Annotated in this window: 15 protein-coding genes; 11 read left to right on the top strand and 4 right to left on the bottom strand. The window is 75.4% G+C overall.

The genetic code is table 11. From position 1 onward, the window contains the following. Positions 1–208 precede the first annotated feature (208 nt). Positions 209–1,123, top strand: a complete 915-nt coding sequence (locus tag BLQ97_RS10685; protein ID WP_091365877.1) for a heme o synthase — start codon at positions 209–211, stop codon at positions 1,121–1,123. Between the two features lie 122 nt (positions 1,124–1,245). On the opposite strand, the gene BLQ97_RS10680 is transcribed toward BLQ97_RS10685, so the two are convergent. Beyond that, positions 1,246–2,679 carry an MDR family MFS transporter gene (locus tag BLQ97_RS10680; protein WP_245692072.1) on the bottom strand — a complete coding sequence of 478 codons (1,434 nt, stop codon included), beginning with the start codon at positions 2,677–2,679 and terminating at the stop codon, positions 1,246–1,248. A 67-nt stretch (positions 2,680–2,746) separates the two neighbouring features. Next, positions 2,747–3,676, bottom strand: coding sequence for a COX15/CtaA family protein (locus BLQ97_RS10675; protein ID WP_091365876.1), 930 nt, complete (start codon positions 3,674–3,676; stop codon positions 2,747–2,749). A 212-nt stretch (positions 3,677–3,888) separates the two neighbouring features. On the opposite strand from BLQ97_RS10675, the gene BLQ97_RS10670 reads away from it, so the two are divergent. The 9 genes from BLQ97_RS10670 (at position 3,889) to BLQ97_RS10630 (ending at position 13,496) form a co-directional block, all read left to right on the top strand. Further along, complete coding sequence (locus BLQ97_RS10670; RefSeq protein ID WP_091365875.1) at positions 3,889–6,420, top strand: ATP-dependent Clp protease ATP-binding subunit; 2,532 nt, start codon at positions 3,889–3,891, stop codon at positions 6,418–6,420. Positions 6,421–6,529: 109 nt separating this feature from the next. Beyond that, a complete protein-coding gene (locus BLQ97_RS10665) occupies positions 6,530–7,417 on the top strand; it encodes a helix-turn-helix transcriptional regulator (protein ID WP_175471683.1) in 888 nt (295 codons plus the stop codon). Then, positions 7,414–8,856, top strand: coding sequence for a Fe-S cluster assembly protein SufB (sufB, locus tag BLQ97_RS10660; RefSeq protein WP_091365873.1), 1,443 nt, complete (start codon positions 7,414–7,416; stop codon positions 8,854–8,856). The genes BLQ97_RS10665 and sufB overlap by 4 nt, the downstream gene beginning before the upstream one ends. Next, entirely contained in the window at positions 8,856–10,187 is a 1,332-nt protein-coding gene (gene sufD / locus BLQ97_RS10655) for a Fe-S cluster assembly protein SufD (protein WP_091365872.1), read from the top strand. Before sufB ends, sufD begins: the two co-directional genes overlap by 1 nt. Before the next feature lie 3 nt (positions 10,188–10,190). Next, entirely contained in the window at positions 10,191–10,544 is a 354-nt protein-coding gene (locus tag BLQ97_RS10650; protein WP_091365871.1) for a non-heme iron oxygenase ferredoxin subunit, read from the top strand. A 15-nt stretch (positions 10,545–10,559) separates the two neighbouring features. Further along, positions 10,560–11,333, top strand: coding sequence for a Fe-S cluster assembly ATPase SufC (gene sufC / locus BLQ97_RS10645; protein WP_091365870.1), 774 nt, complete (start codon positions 10,560–10,562; stop codon positions 11,331–11,333). Continuing rightward, positions 11,330–12,661 (top strand): cysteine desulfurase, encoded by a 1,332-nt coding sequence (locus BLQ97_RS10640; protein WP_091365869.1) that lies wholly within the window; start codon positions 11,330–11,332, stop codon positions 12,659–12,661. Before sufC ends, BLQ97_RS10640 begins: the two co-directional genes overlap by 4 nt. Continuing rightward, the gene (gene sufU / locus BLQ97_RS10635) at positions 12,661–13,128 is read left to right on the top strand and encodes a Fe-S cluster assembly sulfur transfer protein SufU (RefSeq protein ID WP_091365868.1); all 468 of its coding nucleotides are present in this window, start codon (positions 12,661–12,663) and stop codon (positions 13,126–13,128) included. The genes BLQ97_RS10640 and sufU overlap by 1 nt, the downstream gene beginning before the upstream one ends. Continuing rightward, positions 13,125–13,496, top strand: a complete 372-nt coding sequence (locus tag BLQ97_RS10630) for a metal-sulfur cluster assembly factor (protein ID WP_091365867.1) — start codon at positions 13,125–13,127, stop codon at positions 13,494–13,496. The genes sufU and BLQ97_RS10630 overlap by 4 nt, the downstream gene beginning before the upstream one ends. 114 nt (positions 13,497–13,610) lie before the next feature. On the opposite strand, the gene BLQ97_RS10625 is transcribed toward BLQ97_RS10630, so the two are convergent. Further along, positions 13,611–15,509, bottom strand: a complete 1,899-nt coding sequence (locus BLQ97_RS10625; protein WP_139173575.1) for an SCO7613 C-terminal domain-containing membrane protein — start codon at positions 15,507–15,509, stop codon at positions 13,611–13,613. Between the two features lie 59 nt (positions 15,510–15,568). Further along, positions 15,569–17,659: an SCO7613 C-terminal domain-containing membrane protein gene (locus BLQ97_RS10620; RefSeq protein WP_091365865.1), complete on the bottom strand. Its 2,091-nt coding sequence runs from the start codon at positions 17,657–17,659 to the stop codon at positions 15,569–15,571. Positions 17,660–17,790: 131 nt separating this feature from the next. On the opposite strand from BLQ97_RS10620, the gene BLQ97_RS10615 reads away from it, so the two are divergent. Beyond that, entirely contained in the window at positions 17,791–19,392 is a 1,602-nt protein-coding gene (locus tag BLQ97_RS10615; RefSeq protein WP_091365864.1) for an ABC-F family ATP-binding cassette domain-containing protein, read from the top strand. The last annotated feature ends 328 nt before the right edge of the window (positions 19,393–19,720 follow it).

Below are 19,720 nucleotides of genomic sequence, written 5' to 3'. Positions count from 1 at the left end.
CCCGAGACCTCCGTCGTCGTCGACGACGGCCCTACCCGCTGTCCGCGCAGCGTCAACGTGACCGAACCCTAGTCATCCCGGCCGGTCGGCCGGAGGGCCGCGGGCTACAGTGGGAGCCGTTCCGTCGCCGGTCTGAAGGGACCTCCGTGCTGCCGTCCTGCCCGGTGGTGCCCTGCCGCCCGAGTGCGCGCGCGAGGGGGGTCGTCCGGTGACGGCGGTCTCCGAGCGGCCGGTCGTCCCCGCCCGCCGCCTGACCGAGGTGGTGGGCGCCTACGTCGCGCTGACCAAGCCGAAGCTCGTCGAGCTGCTGCTGGTGACGACGCTGCCGGCGATGATGATGGCGGCCGACGGGTGGCCCTCCTGGTCGCTGGTGGGCGCCACGCTGGTCGGCGGGATGTTCGCCGCCGGCGCGGCCAACACGTTCAACTGCTGGTACGACCGCGACATCGACCGGCTGATGTCGCGCACGCAGGGCCGGCCGATCCCGTCCGGGGTGGTGTCGCCGCGGGCGGCCCTGGTCTTCGGGCTGGTCCTCGCCGCCGCGTCGCTGGCCCTGCTCTGGGTGGCCACCACGCCGCTCGCCACGGCGCTGGCCGCGGTGGCGATCCTCGCCTACTCCGTCGTCTACACGATGGTGCTCAAGCGCCGGAGCGTGCACAACACCGTCTTCGGGGCCTTCCCCGGGGCGGCGCCGGTGCTCATCGGGTGGGCCGCGGTGACCGGCTCGCTCGACTGGCCCGCGCTGGCCTTTTTCGCCGTCGTCTTCTGCTGGCAGATGCCGCACTTCTGGGCCCTGGCCAGCCGGTACCGGGAGGACTACGCCCGCGCCGGCGTCCCCATGCTGTCGGTGGTCGCGGGCCCGGCCAGCGTCGGCCGGCAGTCGGTCGCGTGGGCCTGGGCCACCCTGGGCGCCACGCTGCTCATGGGCTCGGTCAGCCCGGTGCTGGGCTGGGCCTTCGCCATCGGCGGCGGGCTGCTCGGCGCGTGGTACGTGGCCGAGTCCCACCAGTGGCTCGGCCGCATCCGCAGCGCGCTGCCCGACCGGCCGATGCGGCTGTTCTCGGTGTCGATCACGCACATGACGCTGCTGTCGATCGCCATCGCCGTCGACGTCCTGGTCTGAGGCCCCGCCCTCCGGCGCACCGACACCGTGCGGTGTCGACCTGCTGCTGCCTCGTGCACGCGTGAGGCAGCAGCAGGTCGACGTGCGGTGGCCGCCCGCGCCCGCCGGTCGGTGCCGGAGGCTCAGCCGGCGGCGGCCCCGGTCGGGCCGGTCACGGTGGCCGGTGCCCCGCCGCGGTCGCGCGGCATGAGCAGGGCGGCGGCCAGCAGCACCGCGGCCAGGACCGCCGTCCCGAGGAAGACGTGCTGCACCGCGGTGGTGAGCGCCTCCGGCGTCACCCCCTCGCCCTCCGCGCCGGACCCGCCGACCGTCGCGTTGACCACCGCGCCGAAGACGGCGACCCCGACCGCGCTCCCCGCCGAGCGGAAGAACATGTTGCTGCCGGTGACCACGCCGCGCTGCTGCCAGCCGACCGCCGCCTGCGCGGCGATGAGCGTGGGGGCCGCCGTCAGGCCCATGCCCAGGCCGATGACGAACACCGTCGCGCCGACCTGCAGGACGCCGGAGGAGCCGTCGAGCAGGAGCAGCAGGGCCGAGCCGGTGAGGACGACGGCGGCGCCCAGGCAGGCGGTGGCGCGCAGACCGATCCGCAGGTAGACCCGGCCGGCCAGGGACGCCGAGATCGGCCAGCCGAGGGTCAACGCGGCCAGCGCGAACCCGGCGACCAGGGGCCCGGTGCCCAGCACGTCCTGCACGAACGTGGGCACGTAGGACGTCAGCCCCAGCAGGACCGCACCGACGCAGGCCGACACCACGTTGGTGGCCACGAGCAGCCGGCTGCGCAGCAGCCGCAGGGGGACGACGGGGTCGGCCGCCCGGCGCTCGACGAGGACGAAGACGCCGAGCAGGACGGCGCCGCCCCCGAGCACGGCGACGCCCTGCGGCGAGCCCCACGCCCACGCCTGGCCACCCTCGAGCAGGCCGAGGACGAGCAGCGTGAGGGCCACGGTGAGCACCGCGGCGCCGGTGTGGTCGAAGCGCGGCCGCCGCCGGTCGACCCGCTCGGCGAAGCGCAGGCCGATGGCCGCCGCGGCCACCAGGCACAGCGGCACGTTGACGAAGAAGATCCAGCGCCAGCTGACGTACTCGGAGAAGACCCCGCCCAGCGTCGGGCCCACCACCGAGGACACCGCCCAGACACTGGCGATGTAGCCCTGCACCCGGGCCCGCTCCTCGAGGGAGTACAGGTCGCCGACGATCGTCATCGACATCGGCTGCACCGCTCCGGCGCCCAGACCCTGCACCGCCCGGAAGGCGATCAGCGAGCCCATGCTCCAGGCGGCGCCGCAGAGGACCGACCCGAGCAGGAACAGCCCGATGCCGGCGAGCATGACCGGCTTGCGGCCGAACAGGTCGGCCAGCTTGCCGTAGACGGGGACGGTGACCGCCTGGGCGAGCAGGTAGACGGAGAACAGCCACGGGAACTCGGCGAACCCGCCGAGCTCGGCGACCACCGACGGGACGGCGGTGGCGATCACGGTGGCGTCGATGGCCACCAGCGCCGTCGACAGCATCACGCCGACGAGGACCGGGCCGCGCTCCGAGCGGAGCCCCACCCCCGACGCCGACGCGCTCCTCCGCCCGCTCACCGCCCGGGGCCGGGGCTGCCGAGGACCACGCGGGTCAGCGGGCGGCGGCCGTGGGGACGGCGGGGCTGTCGAGGGGCTGCTCGCTGGCCGGGCCGCGCACCGACCAGACCAGCCGGGCGGTGGCGGCGGTCACCAGCACCGCGCCCAGCATGTGCAGCAGCACCAGCACGACCGGCAGGTGCGTGACGTACTGCACGAACCCGACGACGCCCTGCAGCAGCAGGACGACGAGCAGGTCGCGCGCGGCCCGCCGCACCCGTCCGGGGGCGTCGGTGGCGGACAGCGCCAGGAGCAGCGCGACGGTCAGCCCGACGAGCAGGAACACCGCGTCGGCGTGCAGCTGGCTGACCGTCTCGGGGTCGAAGCCCATCCGCCCGCCCGAGGGCGCCCCGGACTCGTCGAGGTCGCCGCTGTGCGGGCCGCTGCCGGTGACCACGGTGCCCAGCACCAGCACCGCCGCCGTCACCGCCGCGATGCCGCCGACCAGCAGGTCGAGCGGACGGCGCACGACCGGCCGGCCGACCCCCGGTTCGCGGGAGCGCAGCCAGAGCACCGTGGAGAGGGCGACCAGCACCGACGACAGCAGGAAGTGCGCGGCCACCGTCCACGGGTTGAGGCCGGTGAGCACGGTCACCCCGCCCAGCAGCGCCTGCGCCGGGATGCCGAGGAACGCGAGGACGGCCAGCCGGCGCAGGTCGCGGCGTGCGGAGCGGAACACCACCACGACCAGGGCGATGGCGGCGGCGGCGAGCACGAAGGTGAGCAGCCGGTTGCCGAACTCGATGACGCCGTGCCCGGCGAGCTCCGGCGTCGCGACGAAGCTCGCGTCGGTGCACCGCGGCCAGGTGGGGCAGCCCAGGCCCGAACCGGTCAGCCGGACGGCGCCCCCGGTGACGACGATCGCCCCGTTGGCGACCAGGTTGACCAGGGCGACCCGCGAGACCAGCGAGGAGGAGACCGGCACGTCCCGATGCTAGCCGCGGGGACGGGCGGTCCCGGTTCGCTCAGGGCGGATCACACCGCGGAAGGCCGCGGGCGCCCCCCGCGCTGTACCGGGCACGAGCGGCCACCGCGCCGCTCCCGGTGTCGGTGTGCGCATCCGGGTACGGGGGTCCCAGCGGGAGCCCTCCCCGGAGGGGCGCCGCCGACCGATCCGACTCCCCTTGGACGTGAGGCATGACCAGCCCCTACTACCCGGGCCCCTACGGGAGCCCCTTCGACGACTTCTTCGCCCGCTTCCTCGGCGGCCAGCAGCCGCAGCGGCAGCGCGTGGACATCACCCAGTTCCTCAGCCAGCAGGCCCGCCAGCTGGTCAACGCCGCGGCGCACCAGGCCGTGGCCACCGGCAGCACCGACCTCGACACCGGGCACCTGCTGTGGGCGATGACCGGGGACGAGACGACCCGGCAGTTCCTCGCCCGCAGCGGCGTCGACCCCGACCAGCTGCGCGGCCAGCTCGAGCCGCAGCTGCACCGCGGCGAGCCCCGCGACGAGCCGCCGTCGCTGACCCCCGCCGCCAAGCGGGCGCTGCTCGACGCCCACCGGGTCTCCCGGGCCCTGGGCTCCACCTACATCGGTCCCGAGCACCTGCTGTTCGCCCTCGCCGTGCACCCCGACTCCCCGGGCGGGCGGGCCCTGCGCGACCGCGGCGTCACCCCCGAGGCGCTGCAGCAGGCCGCCACGGCCGGGCCCCAGCCCGGTGGCACCGGCCGCGGCGGGCCGGCGCAGCCCCCGTCGAACACCCCGACCCTCGACGAGTTCGGCCGCGACCTGACGCAGATGGCCCGGGACGGCCGGATCGACCCGGTCATCGGCCGCGAGTCCGAGATCGAGCAGACCGTCGAGGTGCTGTCCCGGCGGCGCAAGAACAACCCGGTGCTCATCGGCGAGGCCGGCGTCGGCAAGACCGCGATCGTCGAGGGCATCGCCGCGCAGATCGTGGAGGGCGACGTCCCCGAGACGCTGCGCGGACGGCGGCTGGTCGAGCTGGACCTGACCGGCCTGGTCGCCGGCACCCGCTACCGCGGTGACTTCGAGGAGCGGGTCAGGAAGATCATCGACGAGATCCGCGAGCACTCCGACGAGGTCATCGTCTTCGTCGACGAGCTGCACACCGTCGTCGGCGCGGGCTCGTCCGAGGGGTCGAGCGGCGCGGGCGACATGCTCAAGCCCGCGCTGGCCCGCGGCGAGCTGCACGTCATCGGCGCGACGACGCTGGACGAGTACCGCCGCCACGTCGAGAAGGACGCCGCCCTGGAGCGGCGGTTCCAGCCGATCCTGGTGGCCGAGCCCGACGCCGAGGACGCCGTGCAGATCCTCTGCGGCCTGCGCGACCGCTACGAGGCCCACCACGGCGTGCGGTTCACCGACGACGCGATCCGCGCCGCGGTGGAGCTCTCCGACCGCTACGTGACCGACCGGCACCTGCCGGACAAGGCCATCGACCTCATCGACCAGGCCGGCGCCCGGGTGCGGCGGCGGGTGAAGACCCCGCCGACCGACCTGCGCGGCCTGGAGCAGGAGGTCGAGCGGCTGCAGCGGGAGAAGGACCAGGCCGTCGCCGGTGAGCAGTACGAGCGGGCCTCGGAGCTGCGCGACCAGCTCGCCGAGGCGCAGGGGCGGTTGGAGCAGGCGCGCACCGGCGGCGGGCAGTCCGGCGTCCCGGAGGTCGGCGTCGAGGACATCGCCGAGGTGGTGTCGCGCCAGACCGGCATCCCGGTGGCGCAGCTGACGCAGGAGGAGGTGCAGCGGCTGCTGGACCTCGAGCAGCACCTGCACGGCCGGGTCGTCGGCCAGGACGACGCCGTGCGGGTGGTCGCCGAGGCGGTGCGCCGCTCGCGCGTCGGCCTGGGCGACCCCGACCGGCCGATCGGGTCGTTCCTGTTCCTCGGCCCCACCGGCGTCGGCAAGACCGAGCTGGCCCGCGCGCTGGCCGAGGCGCTGTTCGGCGACGAGGACCGGATGGTCCGGCTGGACATGAGCGAGTTCCAGGAGCGGCACACCGTCAGCCGGCTCGTCGGGTCCCCGCCCGGGTACGTCGGCTACGAGGACGCCGGCCAGCTCACCGAGGCCGTCCGCCGCCGGCCGTACTCGGTGGTGCTGCTCGACGAGGTCGAGAAGGCGCACCCCGACGTCTTCAACACCCTGCTGCAGGTGCTCGACGACGGCCGGCTCACCGACTCGCAGGGCCGCACGGTGGACTTCCGGAACACCGTGCTGATCATGACGAGCAACCTCGGGTCGGAGCTGATCCAGGGCCGCAACACCCCGCTCGGCTTCGGCACCGGGGACGGCTCGTCCGCGGACGCCGGCCTGCGCGACCGGCTGCTGCGGCGGCTGCGCGAGTCGTTCCGGCCGGAGTTCCTCAACCGGATCGACGAGATCGTGGTGTTCCAGCAGCTGGAGAGCGAGCAGCTGCAGCAGATCACCCGGCTGCTGCTCGACGAGACCCGCCGCCGGCTGTCGGCGCAGGGCATCGAGGTGCGCTTCAGCGACGAGGCCGTCGCCTGGATCGCCGAGCGCGGCTTCGAGCCGCAGTTCGGTGCCCGTCCGCTGCGCCGGGCCATCCAGCGGGAGGTCGACAACCCGCTGGCCCGGCTGCTTCTCGACGGCCGCGCCGGTGCCGGCCGGACGGTCGAGGTCGGCGTCCGCGACGGGCGGCTCGACCTCGCGGTGGCCGGTGAGGTGGCCGGGGCCGCCCGGTCCTGAGCCCGCCGGTGTGACGTCGCCCACCGGGCCCCTGACCAGCGCGGTCAGGGGCCCGGTGGGTTAGGGCGACCTTCCTTGCGGGGTCCCCGAAATAGGACACAATCGTGTTGTGGAAACCAGCGCGGGACAGGTGGGGGCGGTGCGGGCCGACGACGTCCGCACCCGCGACCGCGTGACCGCGCTGCTCCTCGAGCACGGTCCGCAGACGGCCAGCGAGCTCGCCGGCCGGCTGGGCATCAGCCCGGCGGCCGTCCGGCGGCACCTCGACGCCCTCGCCGCCCGCGGCCGGGTCGAGGAGCGGGCCGCGAGCGCTGCCCAGCGGGGGAGGGGCCGGCCCGCCCGGCGCTTCCACCTGACCGACGCCGGGCGCTCCGGCTTCGCGCACGCCTACGACGACCTGGCGCTGACCGCGCTGCGGTACGTCGCGGCCTCCGGCGGGCCGGACGCCGTCCGCGCCGTCGCGGAGGCGCAGCTGTCCGGGCTCGAGCAGCGCGCCTCCGACGCCGTCGCCCGCACGTCCGGCGCCCCGGTCGACCGTGCCCGGGCCCTGGCCGAGGCGCTCACCGCCGAGGGCTACGCTGCCTCGGCCTCGGCGATCGCCAGCGGCGGCCAGCTCTGCCAGCACCACTGTCCGGTGGCGCACGTGGCGGCCGAGTTCCCGCAGCTGTGCGAGGTCGAGACGGCGGTGATCGGCCGGCTGGTGGGCACGCACGTCCAGCGGCTGGCCACCATCGCCCACGGCGACGGCGTCTGCACCACCCACATCCCCGGGCCCCCGCGACGCGGTCCTGGGCAGTGGCGGCCTCGTCCCGAGGCTCACCCCGAGCGTGCGAGGGGTGAGGGGGACGAGGTCCTGTCTCACACCGGCGCGGGGAACAGAACTCCCCCCGCCGGCCCTGTACCCGGTGAGCGGGCGGCGCGGGTCCCGCGCCCCGCCCCGTCCACCAGCACCACCCGCAGCACCCCCACGAGCGACCGGGAGAGGACGCCCGCATGACCAGCACCCAGCAGCCGGTGACCGGCACGCCGCTGACGCAGGACGAGCAGATCGAGCAGCTCGGCCGCTACCAGTACGGCTGGGCCGACGCCGACGTCGCCGGGGCCTCCGCCCGCCGCGGCCTGGACGAGGACGTCGTCCGGGACATCTCGCGCCGGAAGAACGAGCCCGAGTGGATGCTCGAGCGCCGTCTCAAGGCCCTCAAGCTCTTCGAGCGCAAGCCCATGCCCGACTGGGGGTCGGACCTCTCCGGCATCGACTTCCAGAACATCAAGTACTTCGTGCGCTCCACCGAGGCGCAGGCCGCCTCGTGGGACGAGCTGCCCGAGGACATCAAGAACACCTACGACAAGCTGGGCATCCCGGAGGCCGAGAAGCAGCGGCTGATCGCCGGTGTCGCGGCCCAGTACGAGTCCGAGGTCGTCTACCACAAGATCCGCGAGGACCTCGAGGAGCAGGGTGTCGTCTTCCTCGACACCGACACCGCCCTCAAGGAGCACCCGGACCTGTTCCGCGAGTACTTCGGCACGGTCATCCCGTCCGGCGACAACAAGTTCGCCGCGCTGAACACCTCGGTGTGGTCCGGCGGCTCGTTCATCTACGTGCCGAAGGGCGTGCACGTCGAGATCCCGCTGCAGGCCTACTTCCGGATCAACACCGAGAACATGGGCCAGTTCGAGCGGACGCTGATCATCGTCGACGAGGGCGCCTACGTGCACTACGTCGAGGGCTGCACCGCGCCGATCTACAAGTCGGACTCGCTGCACTCCGCGGTCGTCGAGATCATCGTCAAGAAGAACGCGCGCTGCCGCTACACGACCATCCAGAACTGGTCGAACAACGTCTACAACCTGGTCACCAAGCGGGCGATCGCCCACGAGGGCGCGACCATGGAGTGGATCGACGGCAACCTCGGCTCCAAGGTCACCATGAAGTACCCGGCGGTCTGGATGACCGGCGAGCACGCCAAGGGCGAGGTGCTGTCCATCGCCTTCGCCGGCGAGGGCCAGCACCAGGACGCCGGCGCCAAGATGGTGCACGCCGCGCCCAACACCTCCTCGACCATCGTGAGCAAGTCGGTGGCCCGCGGCGGCGGCCGGACCTCCTACCGCGGCCTCGTGCAGATCGACGAGGGCGCGTCCGGCTCGAAGTCGACGGTCAAGTGCGACGCCCTGCTGGTCGACACGATCAGCCGGTCGGACACCTACCCCTACGTCGACGTCCGCGAGGACGACGTCGCGATGGGCCACGAGGCGACCGTCTCCCGGGTCAGCGAGGACCAGCTCTTCTACCTGATGAGCCGCGGCCTCTCGGAGGACGAGGCCATGGCGATGGTGGTCCGCGGGTTCGTCGAGCCGATCGCCCGCGAGCTGCCCATGGAGTACGCCCTCGAGCTCAACCGCCTGATCGAGCTGCAGATGGAAGGTGCCGTCGGCTGATGCCGGACCAGAACGCCCCCAGCACCACCGGCCTCACCACCGAGTCGGCCACCCTCGCCGGCGAGCTGTTCGGCGAGGGCGTCGGCACCCAGGCCGGCCCCCCGGCGGTGCCCGCCACCGGCACCGGCACCGCCGGGCAGGCCGCCCCGGGCGCGCATTCGCACGGCGGCACCACCCCCACCGGCTCGCCGGCCGAGCGGTTCACCTCCGCCGACCCGGAGGCCTTCGGGACCGTCACCGGGCGCGAGGAGGCGTGGCGCTTCACGCCGATGCGCCGGATCCGCCCGCTGCTCGACGGCGCCCCCTCGGACGCCCACCTGGCGTGGGACACCGACCTGCCCGAGGGCGTCGAGCTGACCGACGTCGACGCCGACGACCCGCTGCTCGAGGGCCTGCCCGAGCCGGTCGACCGGCTCGCCGCGCTGGCCCGCCGGCGCAGCGGCGGCGCCGCCGTCGTCCGCGTGGCGAAGGAGGCCCAGCTCGACCGCCCGGTCACCCTCGGCCTGGCCGGTACCGGCTCGGACGACGTCGTGTGGGGCCAGCTCGTCGTCGAGGTCGGCGCCTTCGCGAAGGCGACCGTCGTCCTCGACCACAGCGGCCTGGCCCGCTACGCCGGGGGCGTCGCCGTCCTCGTGGGCGACGGCGCGCAGGTGACGCTGGTGTCGGTGCAGGAGTGGGCGCCCGGCGCGGTGCACGCCGGCCAGTTCGACGCCGTCGTCGGCCGCGACGCCACCTTCACCCAGGTCGTGGTCACCCTCGGCGGCGACCTGGTCCGGCTGGTCAGCAACGTGCAGTACGCCGGCCCCGGCGGGACGGCGGAGCTGTTCGGCGTCTACTTCTCCGACGAGACCCAGCACCAGGAGCACCGGCTCTGGGTGGACCACGCGGTGCCCAACTGCACCAGCAACGTGCTCTACAAGGGCGCGCTGCAGGGCGAGGGCGCGCGCACGGTGTGGATCGGCGACGTCCGCATCCGGCCGCAGGCCACCGGCACCGACACCTACGAGCTCAACCGCAACCTGGTGCTCACCGACGGCGCCCGCGCCGACTCGGTGCCCAACCTGGAGATCGAGACCGGCGAGATCGTGGGTGCCGGCCACGCCAGCGCCACCGGCCGGTTCGACGACGAGCAGCTGTTCTACCTGTGCTCGCGCGGCATCGACGCCGAGACCGCCCGCCGCCTGGTGGTGCGCGGCTTCTTCGCCGACGTCGTCCAGCGGATCGGGCTCCCCGAGCTGCAGGACCGGCTGATGCGCTCCATCGAGGTCCGCCTCGGCGCGCTGCCCGGCCTCGAGGACCAGACCGTCGAGCAGCCGGTCGGGGTGGCCTGACCCATGGCCTTCGAGCGGGTCTGCGGGCTCTCCGACGTCCCGGAGAACGGGGCGCTGCGGGTGGAGCTCGCCGATCTCGACGTCGCCGTCGTCCGGTACGAGGGCGAGGTCTACGCGGTGCAGGACGTCTGCTCGCACGCCGAGGTCCCGCTGTCCGAGGGCGACGTCGAGACCTTCGACGGCGCCCCGATCATCGAGTGCTGGCTGCACGGGTCGTGCTTCGACCTGCGCACCGGCGAGCCCACCAACCTGCCGGCCACCGAGCCGGTCGACGTCTACCCCGTGCGCGTGCAGGGCGACGACGTGCTCGTCGACACCGAGAGCGACGGCCGTCTGCCCCTGGCGTCGGGCAACTGAGGAGCGAGAGAAGAAGTGTCGGTTCTGGAGATCCGCGACCTGCACGTCACGGTCGGCGAGGGTGACGACGCCAAGGAGATCCTCCGCGGCGTCGACCTGACCGTCCGGTCGGGCGAGACGCACGCGATCATGGGCCCCAACGGGTCGGGCAAGTCGACCCTGGCGTACTCGATCGCCGGTCACCCCAAGTACACGATCACCGGCGGCACGGTGACCCTCGACGGCGAGGACGTCCTCGCCATGAGCGTCGACGAGCGCGCCCGCGCCGGCCTGTTCCTCGCCATGCAGTACCCGGTCGAGGTCCCCGGCGTCTCGGTGTCGAACTTCCTGCGCACTGCGGCCACCGCGGTCAAGGGCGAGGCCCCGAAGCTGCGCACCTGGGTCAAGGACGTCAAGAGCGAGATGGACCTGCTCGAGATGGACCCGGCCTTCGCCGAGCGCAACGTCAACGAGGGCTTCTCCGGCGGCGAGAAGAAGCGCCACGAGATCCTGCAGATGCGGCTGCTCAAGCCGCGCATCGCCGTCCTCGACGAGACCGACTCCGGCCTCGACGTCGACGCGCTGCGGGTGGTCTCCGAGGGCGTCAACCGCACCCGCGAGGAGGGGGAGGTCGGCGTCCTGCTGATCACCCACTACACGCGGATCCTGCGCTACATCACGCCCGACTTCGTGCACGTGTTCGTCAACGGCCGGGTCGTCGACGAGGGCGGCAAGGAGCTGGCCGACAAGCTCGAGAACGAGGGCTACGCCGCCTACGTCAAGGACTCGAAGGAGACCGCGAAGGCATGACCCAGACCGTCTCGCGTCCCGGTGCCGGGGCGCAGGAGCAGCCCCTGCCGCTGGACGTCGAGGCGATCCGGGCGGACTTCCCGATCCTGTCGCGCACCGTGCGCGACGGGAGGCGGCTGGTCTACCTCGACTCCGGCGCCACCTCGCAGAAGCCGCGCAGCGTCCTCGACGCCGAGCGCGACTTCTACGAGAACCACAACGCCGCCCCGCACCGCGGCGCGCACCAGCTCGCCGAGGAGGCCACCGGTCTCTACGAGGCGGCCCGGGCGACGATCGCGGGGTTCATCGGCGCCGCCGTCGAGGAGGTCGTGTTCACCCGCAACACGACCGACGCGGTCAACACCGTCGCCTACGCGCTGTCCAACGCGGCCACGGCGAAGGAGCCGTCCTTCCGCCGGTACGCCGTCGGGCAGGGCGACGAGATCGTCGTGACCGAGATGGAGCACCACGCCAACCTGGTGCCCTGGCAGCAGCTGTGCGAGCGCACCGGCGCCACCCTGCGGTGGCTCGGCCTCACCGACGACGGCCGGCTCGACCTCGCCGACCTCGGCACGGTGGTCAACGAGCGGACCAAGCTGGTCGCGGTCACCCAGCAGTCGAACATCCTCGGCACCATCAACCCGCTCGAGCCGATCGTCGCCCGCGCGCGGGAGGTCGGTGCCCTGGTGCTGGTCGACGGCGCGCAGTCGGTGCCGCACCAGCCGGTCGACGTCACCGCCCTCGGCGCGGACTTCCTGGTCTTCTCCGGGCACAAGATGCTCGGGCCCACCGGCGTGGGCGTCCTGTGGGGCCGCTACGAGGTGCTCGACGCGCTGCCGCCGTTCCTGACCGGCGGCTCGATGATCGAGGTCGTGCGGATGGAGGGCAGCACCTTCATGCCGCCGCCGCAGCGCTTCGAGGCCGGCGTGCCGATGACCGCGCAGGTGGTGGGTCTCGGCGCCGCCGTCGACTACCTCCAGGCCCTCGGCATGGACAGGGTCCAGGCGCACGAGGAGGCGCTCACCGCCTACGCCCTCGAGCAGCTGCAGGCGATCCCCGGCGTGACCGTCATCGGCCCGCCGGACACCGTCGCCCGCGGGGGAGCGGTCTCCTTCACCGTGGAGGGCATCCACCCGCACGACGTCGGCCAGGTCCTCGACGACCTCGGCATCGCCGTCCGGGTCGGGCACCACTGCGCCTGGCCGGTGGTGCGCCGCTACGGCGTCCCGGCGACGACGCGGGCCACGTTCTACGTGCACACCGGCTACGACGACGTCGACGCGCTCGTGGAAGGTGTGCGGGCCGCGCAGCGTTTCTTCGGAGTGACGCCCGAGGAGGCCACCGCCTGATGCAGCTGCAGTCGATGTACCAGGACATCATCCTGGACCACTACCGCAACCCCCACGGCCGCGGACTGCGCGACCCGTACGAGGCCGAGGTGCACCACGTCAACCCGACCTGCGGGGACGAGGTGACGCTGCGGGTGCACCTCGACGGCGAGACGATCGCCGACGTGTCCTACGAGGGGATGGGCTGCTCGATCAGCCAGGCCTCGGTCTCGGCGATGTACGACCTCGTGGTCGGCCGCTCGGTGACCGACGCGCTGGCCACCGGCGAGTCGTTCATGACCCTGATGCAGTCCAAGGGCGACACGGCCGTGGCCGAGGAGCTCGAGGACGAGCTGGAGGACGCCGTCGCGTTCGCCGGGGTGTCGAAGTACCCCGCCCGCATCAAGTGCGCGCTGATGAGCTGGATGGCGCTCAAGGACGCCTCAGCCCGCGCGCTGGCCGCCACCCCCACTGGAGGACAGGCATGAGCGAGACCACCGAGAACGCCACCCCCGAGCTGCCGGCGTACAAGTCGGCGCTGCTCGAGGACGTCGAGGAGGCCATGCGCGACGTCGTCGACCCCGAGCTCGGCGTCAACGTCGTCGACCTCGGCCTGGTCTACGGCATCGACGTCGACGAGCAGAACGTCGCCGTGATCGACATGACGCTGACCTCGGCGGCCTGCCCGCTGACCGACGTCATCGAGGACCAGGCCCGCCAGGCCCTCACCGGCGGCCCCGGCCCGGGCCTGGTCGACGACATCCGGATCAACTGGGTCTGGATGCCGCCGTGGGGCCCGGACAAGATCACCGACGACGGCCGCGAGCAGCTGCGCGCCCTCGGCTTCCGCGTCTGAGGGAGGGCCCGGCTGCCCCGCGGCCGGGCCCGTCCCGCGTCTCGCCCGGCCCCCCCCCCCCCCCCCCCCGGGGTGCGGGCCGTCGTCGTCCGTGCCCGTCCCGGCGCGGGCCGGTCAGCGCATCTCCGACAGCCGCGCACCGAACCCCGCGACCGGCCGGGACTCCCGCAGCGCGCCCAGCGCGAGCAGCCCCCCGCCGACGACCAGGACGCCGGCCACCGGCAGCGGCAGCTCGGCCACGGCCAGCCCCACGGCGAGCGCGACGGCGGTGGCGGCCGCGGTCACCAGCGGCGCCCGCAGCGCCTCGCGGCCGGCCAGCGCCAGGACCACCGCGGCGGCACCCAGGACCAGCACCGGCCGCAGCGCCCCGGGCAGCACGACCGCGGCGACCGTCGAGGGCACGGCCGCGGTGAGCAGCCCTGGACCCCACGTCGGCCACGAGGGCTCCCGCTCGTCCAGCAGCCGGGGACCGGCGGCCAGCAGCAGCCCGGCCGCGGCGGGCAGCGTCCAGGCCTCCACCACCGTCGACCCGGCCAGCGCGGCGCACGTCCAGGCCGCGGCCACGCCCTCGGCCGCGCCGACCTTCCGGCACGTGTCCGCCTCGCCCGTGTCCGCCTCGCCCGTGTCCTCCCCGACGGTGTCCTCCCCGACGGTGTCCCCGTCCCCCGCGGACCGGTCGAGGTGCAGGCCCCACGCCCAGGTGAGCGCCCCCTGCACCGCCAGGTGCGCCGCCAGCTGGCCCCACGAGCGGTCGGCGGCCAGGACGACCAGTGCGGCGGCGGCGCAGACCGCCCCGACGGCACCCGTGGGCCCGCGGACGTCGGCGGCCGTCCCGGGCCGGACGGCCAGCGAGGCGGCGTACAGCGCGGTGAGCGCCGCCGCGCACCCGCCCGGCGGGAGCAGGCCGGCCGGCACGGCCAGCAGCGCCGCCGCGGCCAGGCAGCCGAGCGCGGTCGGTGCCGCCGTCGGGCGCTCGTCGCGCCGGACGGCGGCCACCCAGGCCGCGGGCAGCGCGGTGAGCAGCAGCAGCACGACCAGCGCCGCCCAGCGCGCGCCCGCCACCAGCTGGACGACGGCCAGGACGACGAGCACCCCTCCGGCGGCCTCCGCGGCGGGCAGCAGCACGCCCCGCCGCCAGCCGGTGAGCCGCGCCGCGGCGACCGAGACGAGCAGCACGCCCAGCTCCCCGGCCGCGGGCAGCGCCAGCACGCCGTCGGTGGACAGCGCCGCGCCGACCGCCCCACCGGCGGTCAGGCCCGCCAGCACCGGCACCAGCCGCGGCGGGCCCACCAGCGACTCCACCGCCTCCACCAGCCGCACCGGCAGCAGGGCGGCCGCCACGACCACGACGAGCGCGGCCGCCGCCCAGCGCTCGGCACCCGCACCGGTCGCCGCGGTGGCCAGCCCGCCGGCGACCCCGGCTCCCCACCACGGGGCGGCGGTCACCAGCGCCACCCGGGCCAGCGTCCGGCGCGCGACGACGGTGGTGCCGAGGCCGGTGAGGGCGACGGCGAGCAGCAGCGCGCTGCGGGGGAGCCCCGCCGCGGCCAGGTCCAGCGAGCGCAGCGCGGCCACCTGGAACGCCACCCAGGCGGCCAGCGGCCAGGTCAGCGGCTCGGCGCGCACCCGCCGCAGGACCAGCAGCGCGGCCGCGAGCAGCAGCGGGGGCAGCGGCCCGCCGTCGAGCGGACGGTCGCCGGTCGAGGCGCCGGTCAGCGCGAGCGCCGCGGCGGCGGCCGCGCAGGCCTCCTCGGTGCTGTTCAGGCCGGCGCGCCCGGCCCACACGGAGGCGACGGCGGCTCCTGCAGCGAGCGCCAGCACCCCGGTGCGGGCCGGACCAGCCCCCACCAGCGCCGGCCCCGCCACCCCGGCGGCCACCAGGAGCACCACGCCGACGGCCAGCAGCACCTGCGGCGGCCGCAGCCCCGCCGGCAGCGCCGGTACCGGCGACGCGTCCAGGACCACCGGCGGCGGCCCGGGGTAGGGCAGGGGAGGCACGGGCGCAGACGCCATCGCCGTCCCCCTCCCCTCGGCCGCCGGGACCCACGCTAGGGGCCCGGCGGCGGTCCGGCTCAGCGCATCTCGGCCACCCAGGCGACCGCCTCCCGCGCCTGCTGGCGGCGGCGCTCGTAGGTGGCGCCGACCGCGAGCAGCACGAGCCCGACGGTGGCGAGCGTGACCCAGCGCGGCACCAGCGGCGCGTAGGGCCCCAGCCGGCCGACGACGACCAGCACGAGCGCCCCGGCGCCCACGACGAACGGCGCCTGCCGGTGGGTGAGCGTCCCGGCGACGGTCAGCGCGGCCGCCGCGACGACGACCACGGCCAGTCGGACCGCCGTCGGGTCGGCCACGACGACGACGGCCGAGGGCACCACCGCGACGGCGAGCGCCGCCCCCTCCGCGGCCCAGGAGGCCGCACCCGACCGCAGCGCCGGGACGGCCAGCAGCAGCAGGCCCGCCGCCGCGGGCAGCGTGTAGACCTCCGGCGTCCGGACCTCCGCCCCGGCGGCCGCTATCCAGCTCGCCACCACCAGCTCGGCCACCGCCAGTGTCGCCACCGGCCGCTGACGGGTGACCAGCGCGTAGACGCCGGCGGCCGCGCCGGCGACGGCGAGGTCCACGGCCACCAGCCCGTAGGCCTCCGTCGGCCAGGTCAGCAGGCCCGCGACCAGGCCGGTGGCGCCACCGACGGCGGCCGCGGCGGACTCCTCCGGGGCCGGCGCCCGCAGCGCGGCCACCCCGAAGGCGACCGCGGCCACGGCGGCCAGCAGCAGCCCGGCGGTCTCCGGTCGGACCAGCGCGTCGGAGGCGAGCACCGCCGCGAGCCCGGGCGCGGCCAGGGCCGCGCCGGTCGCCGCCGCGCGCAGCTCCGGGCGCAGCACCGCGGCCAGCGCCGCCGGCGCGGTGGCCGCCAGCGCCAGCAGCGCCAGCAGGTCGGTGCGGCCGGCCTCGGCGACCACCCCGGCGCCGGTGCCCACCAGGGCCGCCCCGGAGGCCAGCAGCCCGGCGAGGACGGCCGGCGCGGACCGGACCGGCGCCGCGCCGGCCAGCAGCGCCAGCCCGAGCCCCACGGCTCCCACGGACCCGAGCACGCCGACCCCGCTCAGCGACCCGCTCAGCGCCACCGCGGACAGGCCGGCGGCGCCCGCGGCCACCAGCCGCGGGTCGGCCGGGCGCAGCACGCGCAGCAGCGGCACCGCGACGGCGCCGCTCACCGCGAGCAGGGCGGTGGCCGTCCAGGACTGCGCCGGGTCGAGCGACCACGCCAGCACCAGCCCGCGCAGCGCACCGGCCACGGCCCACAGCGCGGCCAGGCCGACGGCGAGGCGGTGCAGCGACCGGCGCAGCACGAGCAGGAGCAGGACGTCGGCCAGCGCGGTCCCGGCGAGGACGGCGAGCCCCGCGGCCCGGCCGTCCTGCCCGGCCGGCAGGAGCAGCAGCCCGACCGGCTGCGCGGCGAGCAGCGCCACCACCGGCCAGGTGACGGTGCTGCGGGTGAGCCGGCCCAGCCCCAGCCCTGCCAGGGCGACCGCCGCGCAGCTCGCCGCCGCCCACTGCCGGCCGGGGACGGCGTCGAGCCCCCACAGCCCGAGCGCGTGGGCGGCGCCCAGGCCGACGGCGAGCAGCGCCGCTCCCGAGGCGGCCAGGGCCTCCTCGGTGGCGCGCAGGCCGCGGCGCGCGGTCCACGCCGACGCGCCGGCCGCCGCAGCGGTGACCGCGGCCATGACCGCGGCCTGGAACCCCACCCCCAGGCGCGTCCAGGCGACCGCGACGAAGGCCAGCGAGGCGGCCACCACGAGCAGCGCACCCAGGCCCACGAGCACCTGCTGCGGGCTGACCCGCCGGCGCGGGAGCGGGGCGGCCGCGGGCGGGGCCGGCGGCGGAGCGGGCACGGCCGGCGGGAGCGGCACCCAGGCCGGCGCGGCGGGCGGGACCGGGGCCCGCGCGGGGAGCGGGACGGGACCGCCCGCCGCCGCGGCGCGGAGGGTGGCGAGCAGCGCGTCCCGCTCGCGGCCGAACTCCTCGATGGTCGCCCCCAGCCGGGCCACCACCGTGGCGGCCTGCGCGACGGCCGGCAGCCCGCACGTGCCGCAGGGCGCGGGGGGCGCTGCGGCCGGGGTTCGGCAGACGGGACAGGGCGGGGCCCAGGTCGGCGTGCTCACGACCGGGATGGTGGCGCGCGACCGGCGGGAGCGGAACCGCCCTCCCTCCTCCTGTGGACGCGCGGAGCTGCTGTGGACGTCACCCGGCAATCGGCTCGGATCCGGCGCGCCGAGCGCCTATCCTGGGATCAGTGATCACGACGACCGGCCTCGAGCTCCGCGCCGGCGCCCGCATCCTCCTCGGCGACGTCACCCTGCGCGTGCAGCCCGGTGACCGCATCGGCCTGGTCGGGCGCAACGGCGCCGGCAAGACGACCACGCTCACCACGCTCGCCGGTGAGCGGCTGCCGCACGCGGGCAAGGTGGAGGTGACCGGCGAGCTCGGCTACCTGCCGCAGGACCCGCGCAGCGGCGACCTCGACACCACCGCCACCGACCGGGTGCTGTCCGGCCGCGGCCTCGACGTCCTCCGGGCGCAGCTGGTCAAGGCGCAGGTGGCCATGGCCGAGCCCGCCGACGACGCCGAGCGCGACCGCGCCGTCCGCCGCTACGGGCAGCTGGAGGACCAGTTCGCCGCGCTGGGCGGGTACGCCGCCGAGAGCGACGCCGCGCGCATCTGCACCGCCCTCGGCCTGCCCGACCGGGTCATGGGCCAGCCGCTGCGCACCTTGTCCGGCGGCCAGCGGCGGCGGGTGGAGCTGGCCCGCATCCTGTTCTCCGACGCCGAGACGCTGCTGCTCGACGAGCCGACCAACCACCTCGACGCCGACTCGATCACCTGGCTGAAGAGCTTCCTCGCCGCGCACAAGGGCGGGCTGGTGGTCATCAGCCACGACGTCGAGCTGCTCGACGCCGTCGTCAACAAGGTGTGGCACCTCGACGCCAACCGGGCCACCGTCGACGTCTACAACCTCGGCTGGAAGGCCTACCTCGCCCAGCGCGAGACCGACGAGCGCCGGCGCAAGCAGGAGCGGGCCAACACCGAGCGCAAGATCGACGCGCTGACCGCGCAGGCGGACAAGATGCGCGCCAAGGCGACCAAGGCGAAGGCCGCGCAGAGCATGGACAAGCGGGCCCAGCGGCTGGCCGCAGGCCTGGACGAGGTCCGCGTCGCCGACCGGGTGGCCCGGCTGCGGTTCCCGACGCCGGCGTCGTGCGGGCGGACGCCGCTCACCGCGGAGGGCCTGTCGAAGAGCTACGGCTCGCTCGAGGTGTTCACCGACGTCGACCTGGCCGTCGACCGGGGCGCGCGGGTCGTCGTCCTCGGGCTCAACGGCGCCGGGAAGACGACGCTGCTGCGGATGCTGGCCGGCACCGAGCTGCCCGACACCGGCGAGGTGCGGCCCGGGCACGGCCTGCGGATCGGCTACTACGCGCAGGAGCACGAGACGCTCGACCACGACCGGTCGCTGCTGGAGAACATGCGCGCCGCCGCGCCGCAGAGCACCGACACGGAGCTGCGCCGCATCCTCGGCGCGTTCCTCTTCTCCGGCGACGCCGCCGACCAGCGCGCCGGCACCCTCTCGGGCGGCGAGAAGACCCGGCTGGCGATGGCCACCCTGGTCGTGTCCGGGGCCAACGTGCTGCTGCTCGACGAGCCGACCAACAACCTCGACCCGGCCAGCCGCGAGCAGGTGCTCGACGCGCTGCGCACCTACGCCGGGGCGATCGTGCTGGTCACCCACGACGAGGGCGCGGTGCGCGCGCTCGACCCCGACAAGGTCATCCTGCTGCCCGACGGCACCGAGGACGCCTGGAGCGAGGACCTCGCCGACCTGGTCGAGCTGGCGTAGTCACTGCGGTCCCACCGGACCGCACCGCGGCCACGTGCCCACAAAGACCTCGGTGCCCCCCACGCCTCGCACGCTCGGCGCGGGCCCCTGCACCGAGGCCGACCGACGCGTGGAGCCCCTGCCACGGCGTCCCGGTCGGGAGCCTGCGGCCCCGGCACCGGTGCGCCGTCGCTCTGCGGCTCACCTGCGATTACCCCGTTCGCGTGGCCGAGGTGCCACCTCTGGGTGATCATCGACGCGGGAGTTCGCTGTCACGGGGACGGCGGCACCACGCGGACGAGCACCCGACGGGCCGGCGTCGACCGGCGCGGACGGCGGCGACGGAGGG

The sequence above is a fragment of the Geodermatophilus telluris genome (assembly GCF_900102745.1).
GTDB lineage: Bacteria > Actinomycetota > Actinomycetes > Mycobacteriales > Geodermatophilaceae > Geodermatophilus > Geodermatophilus telluris.
This window is presented reverse-complemented; position numbering and strand designations above follow the sequence as displayed.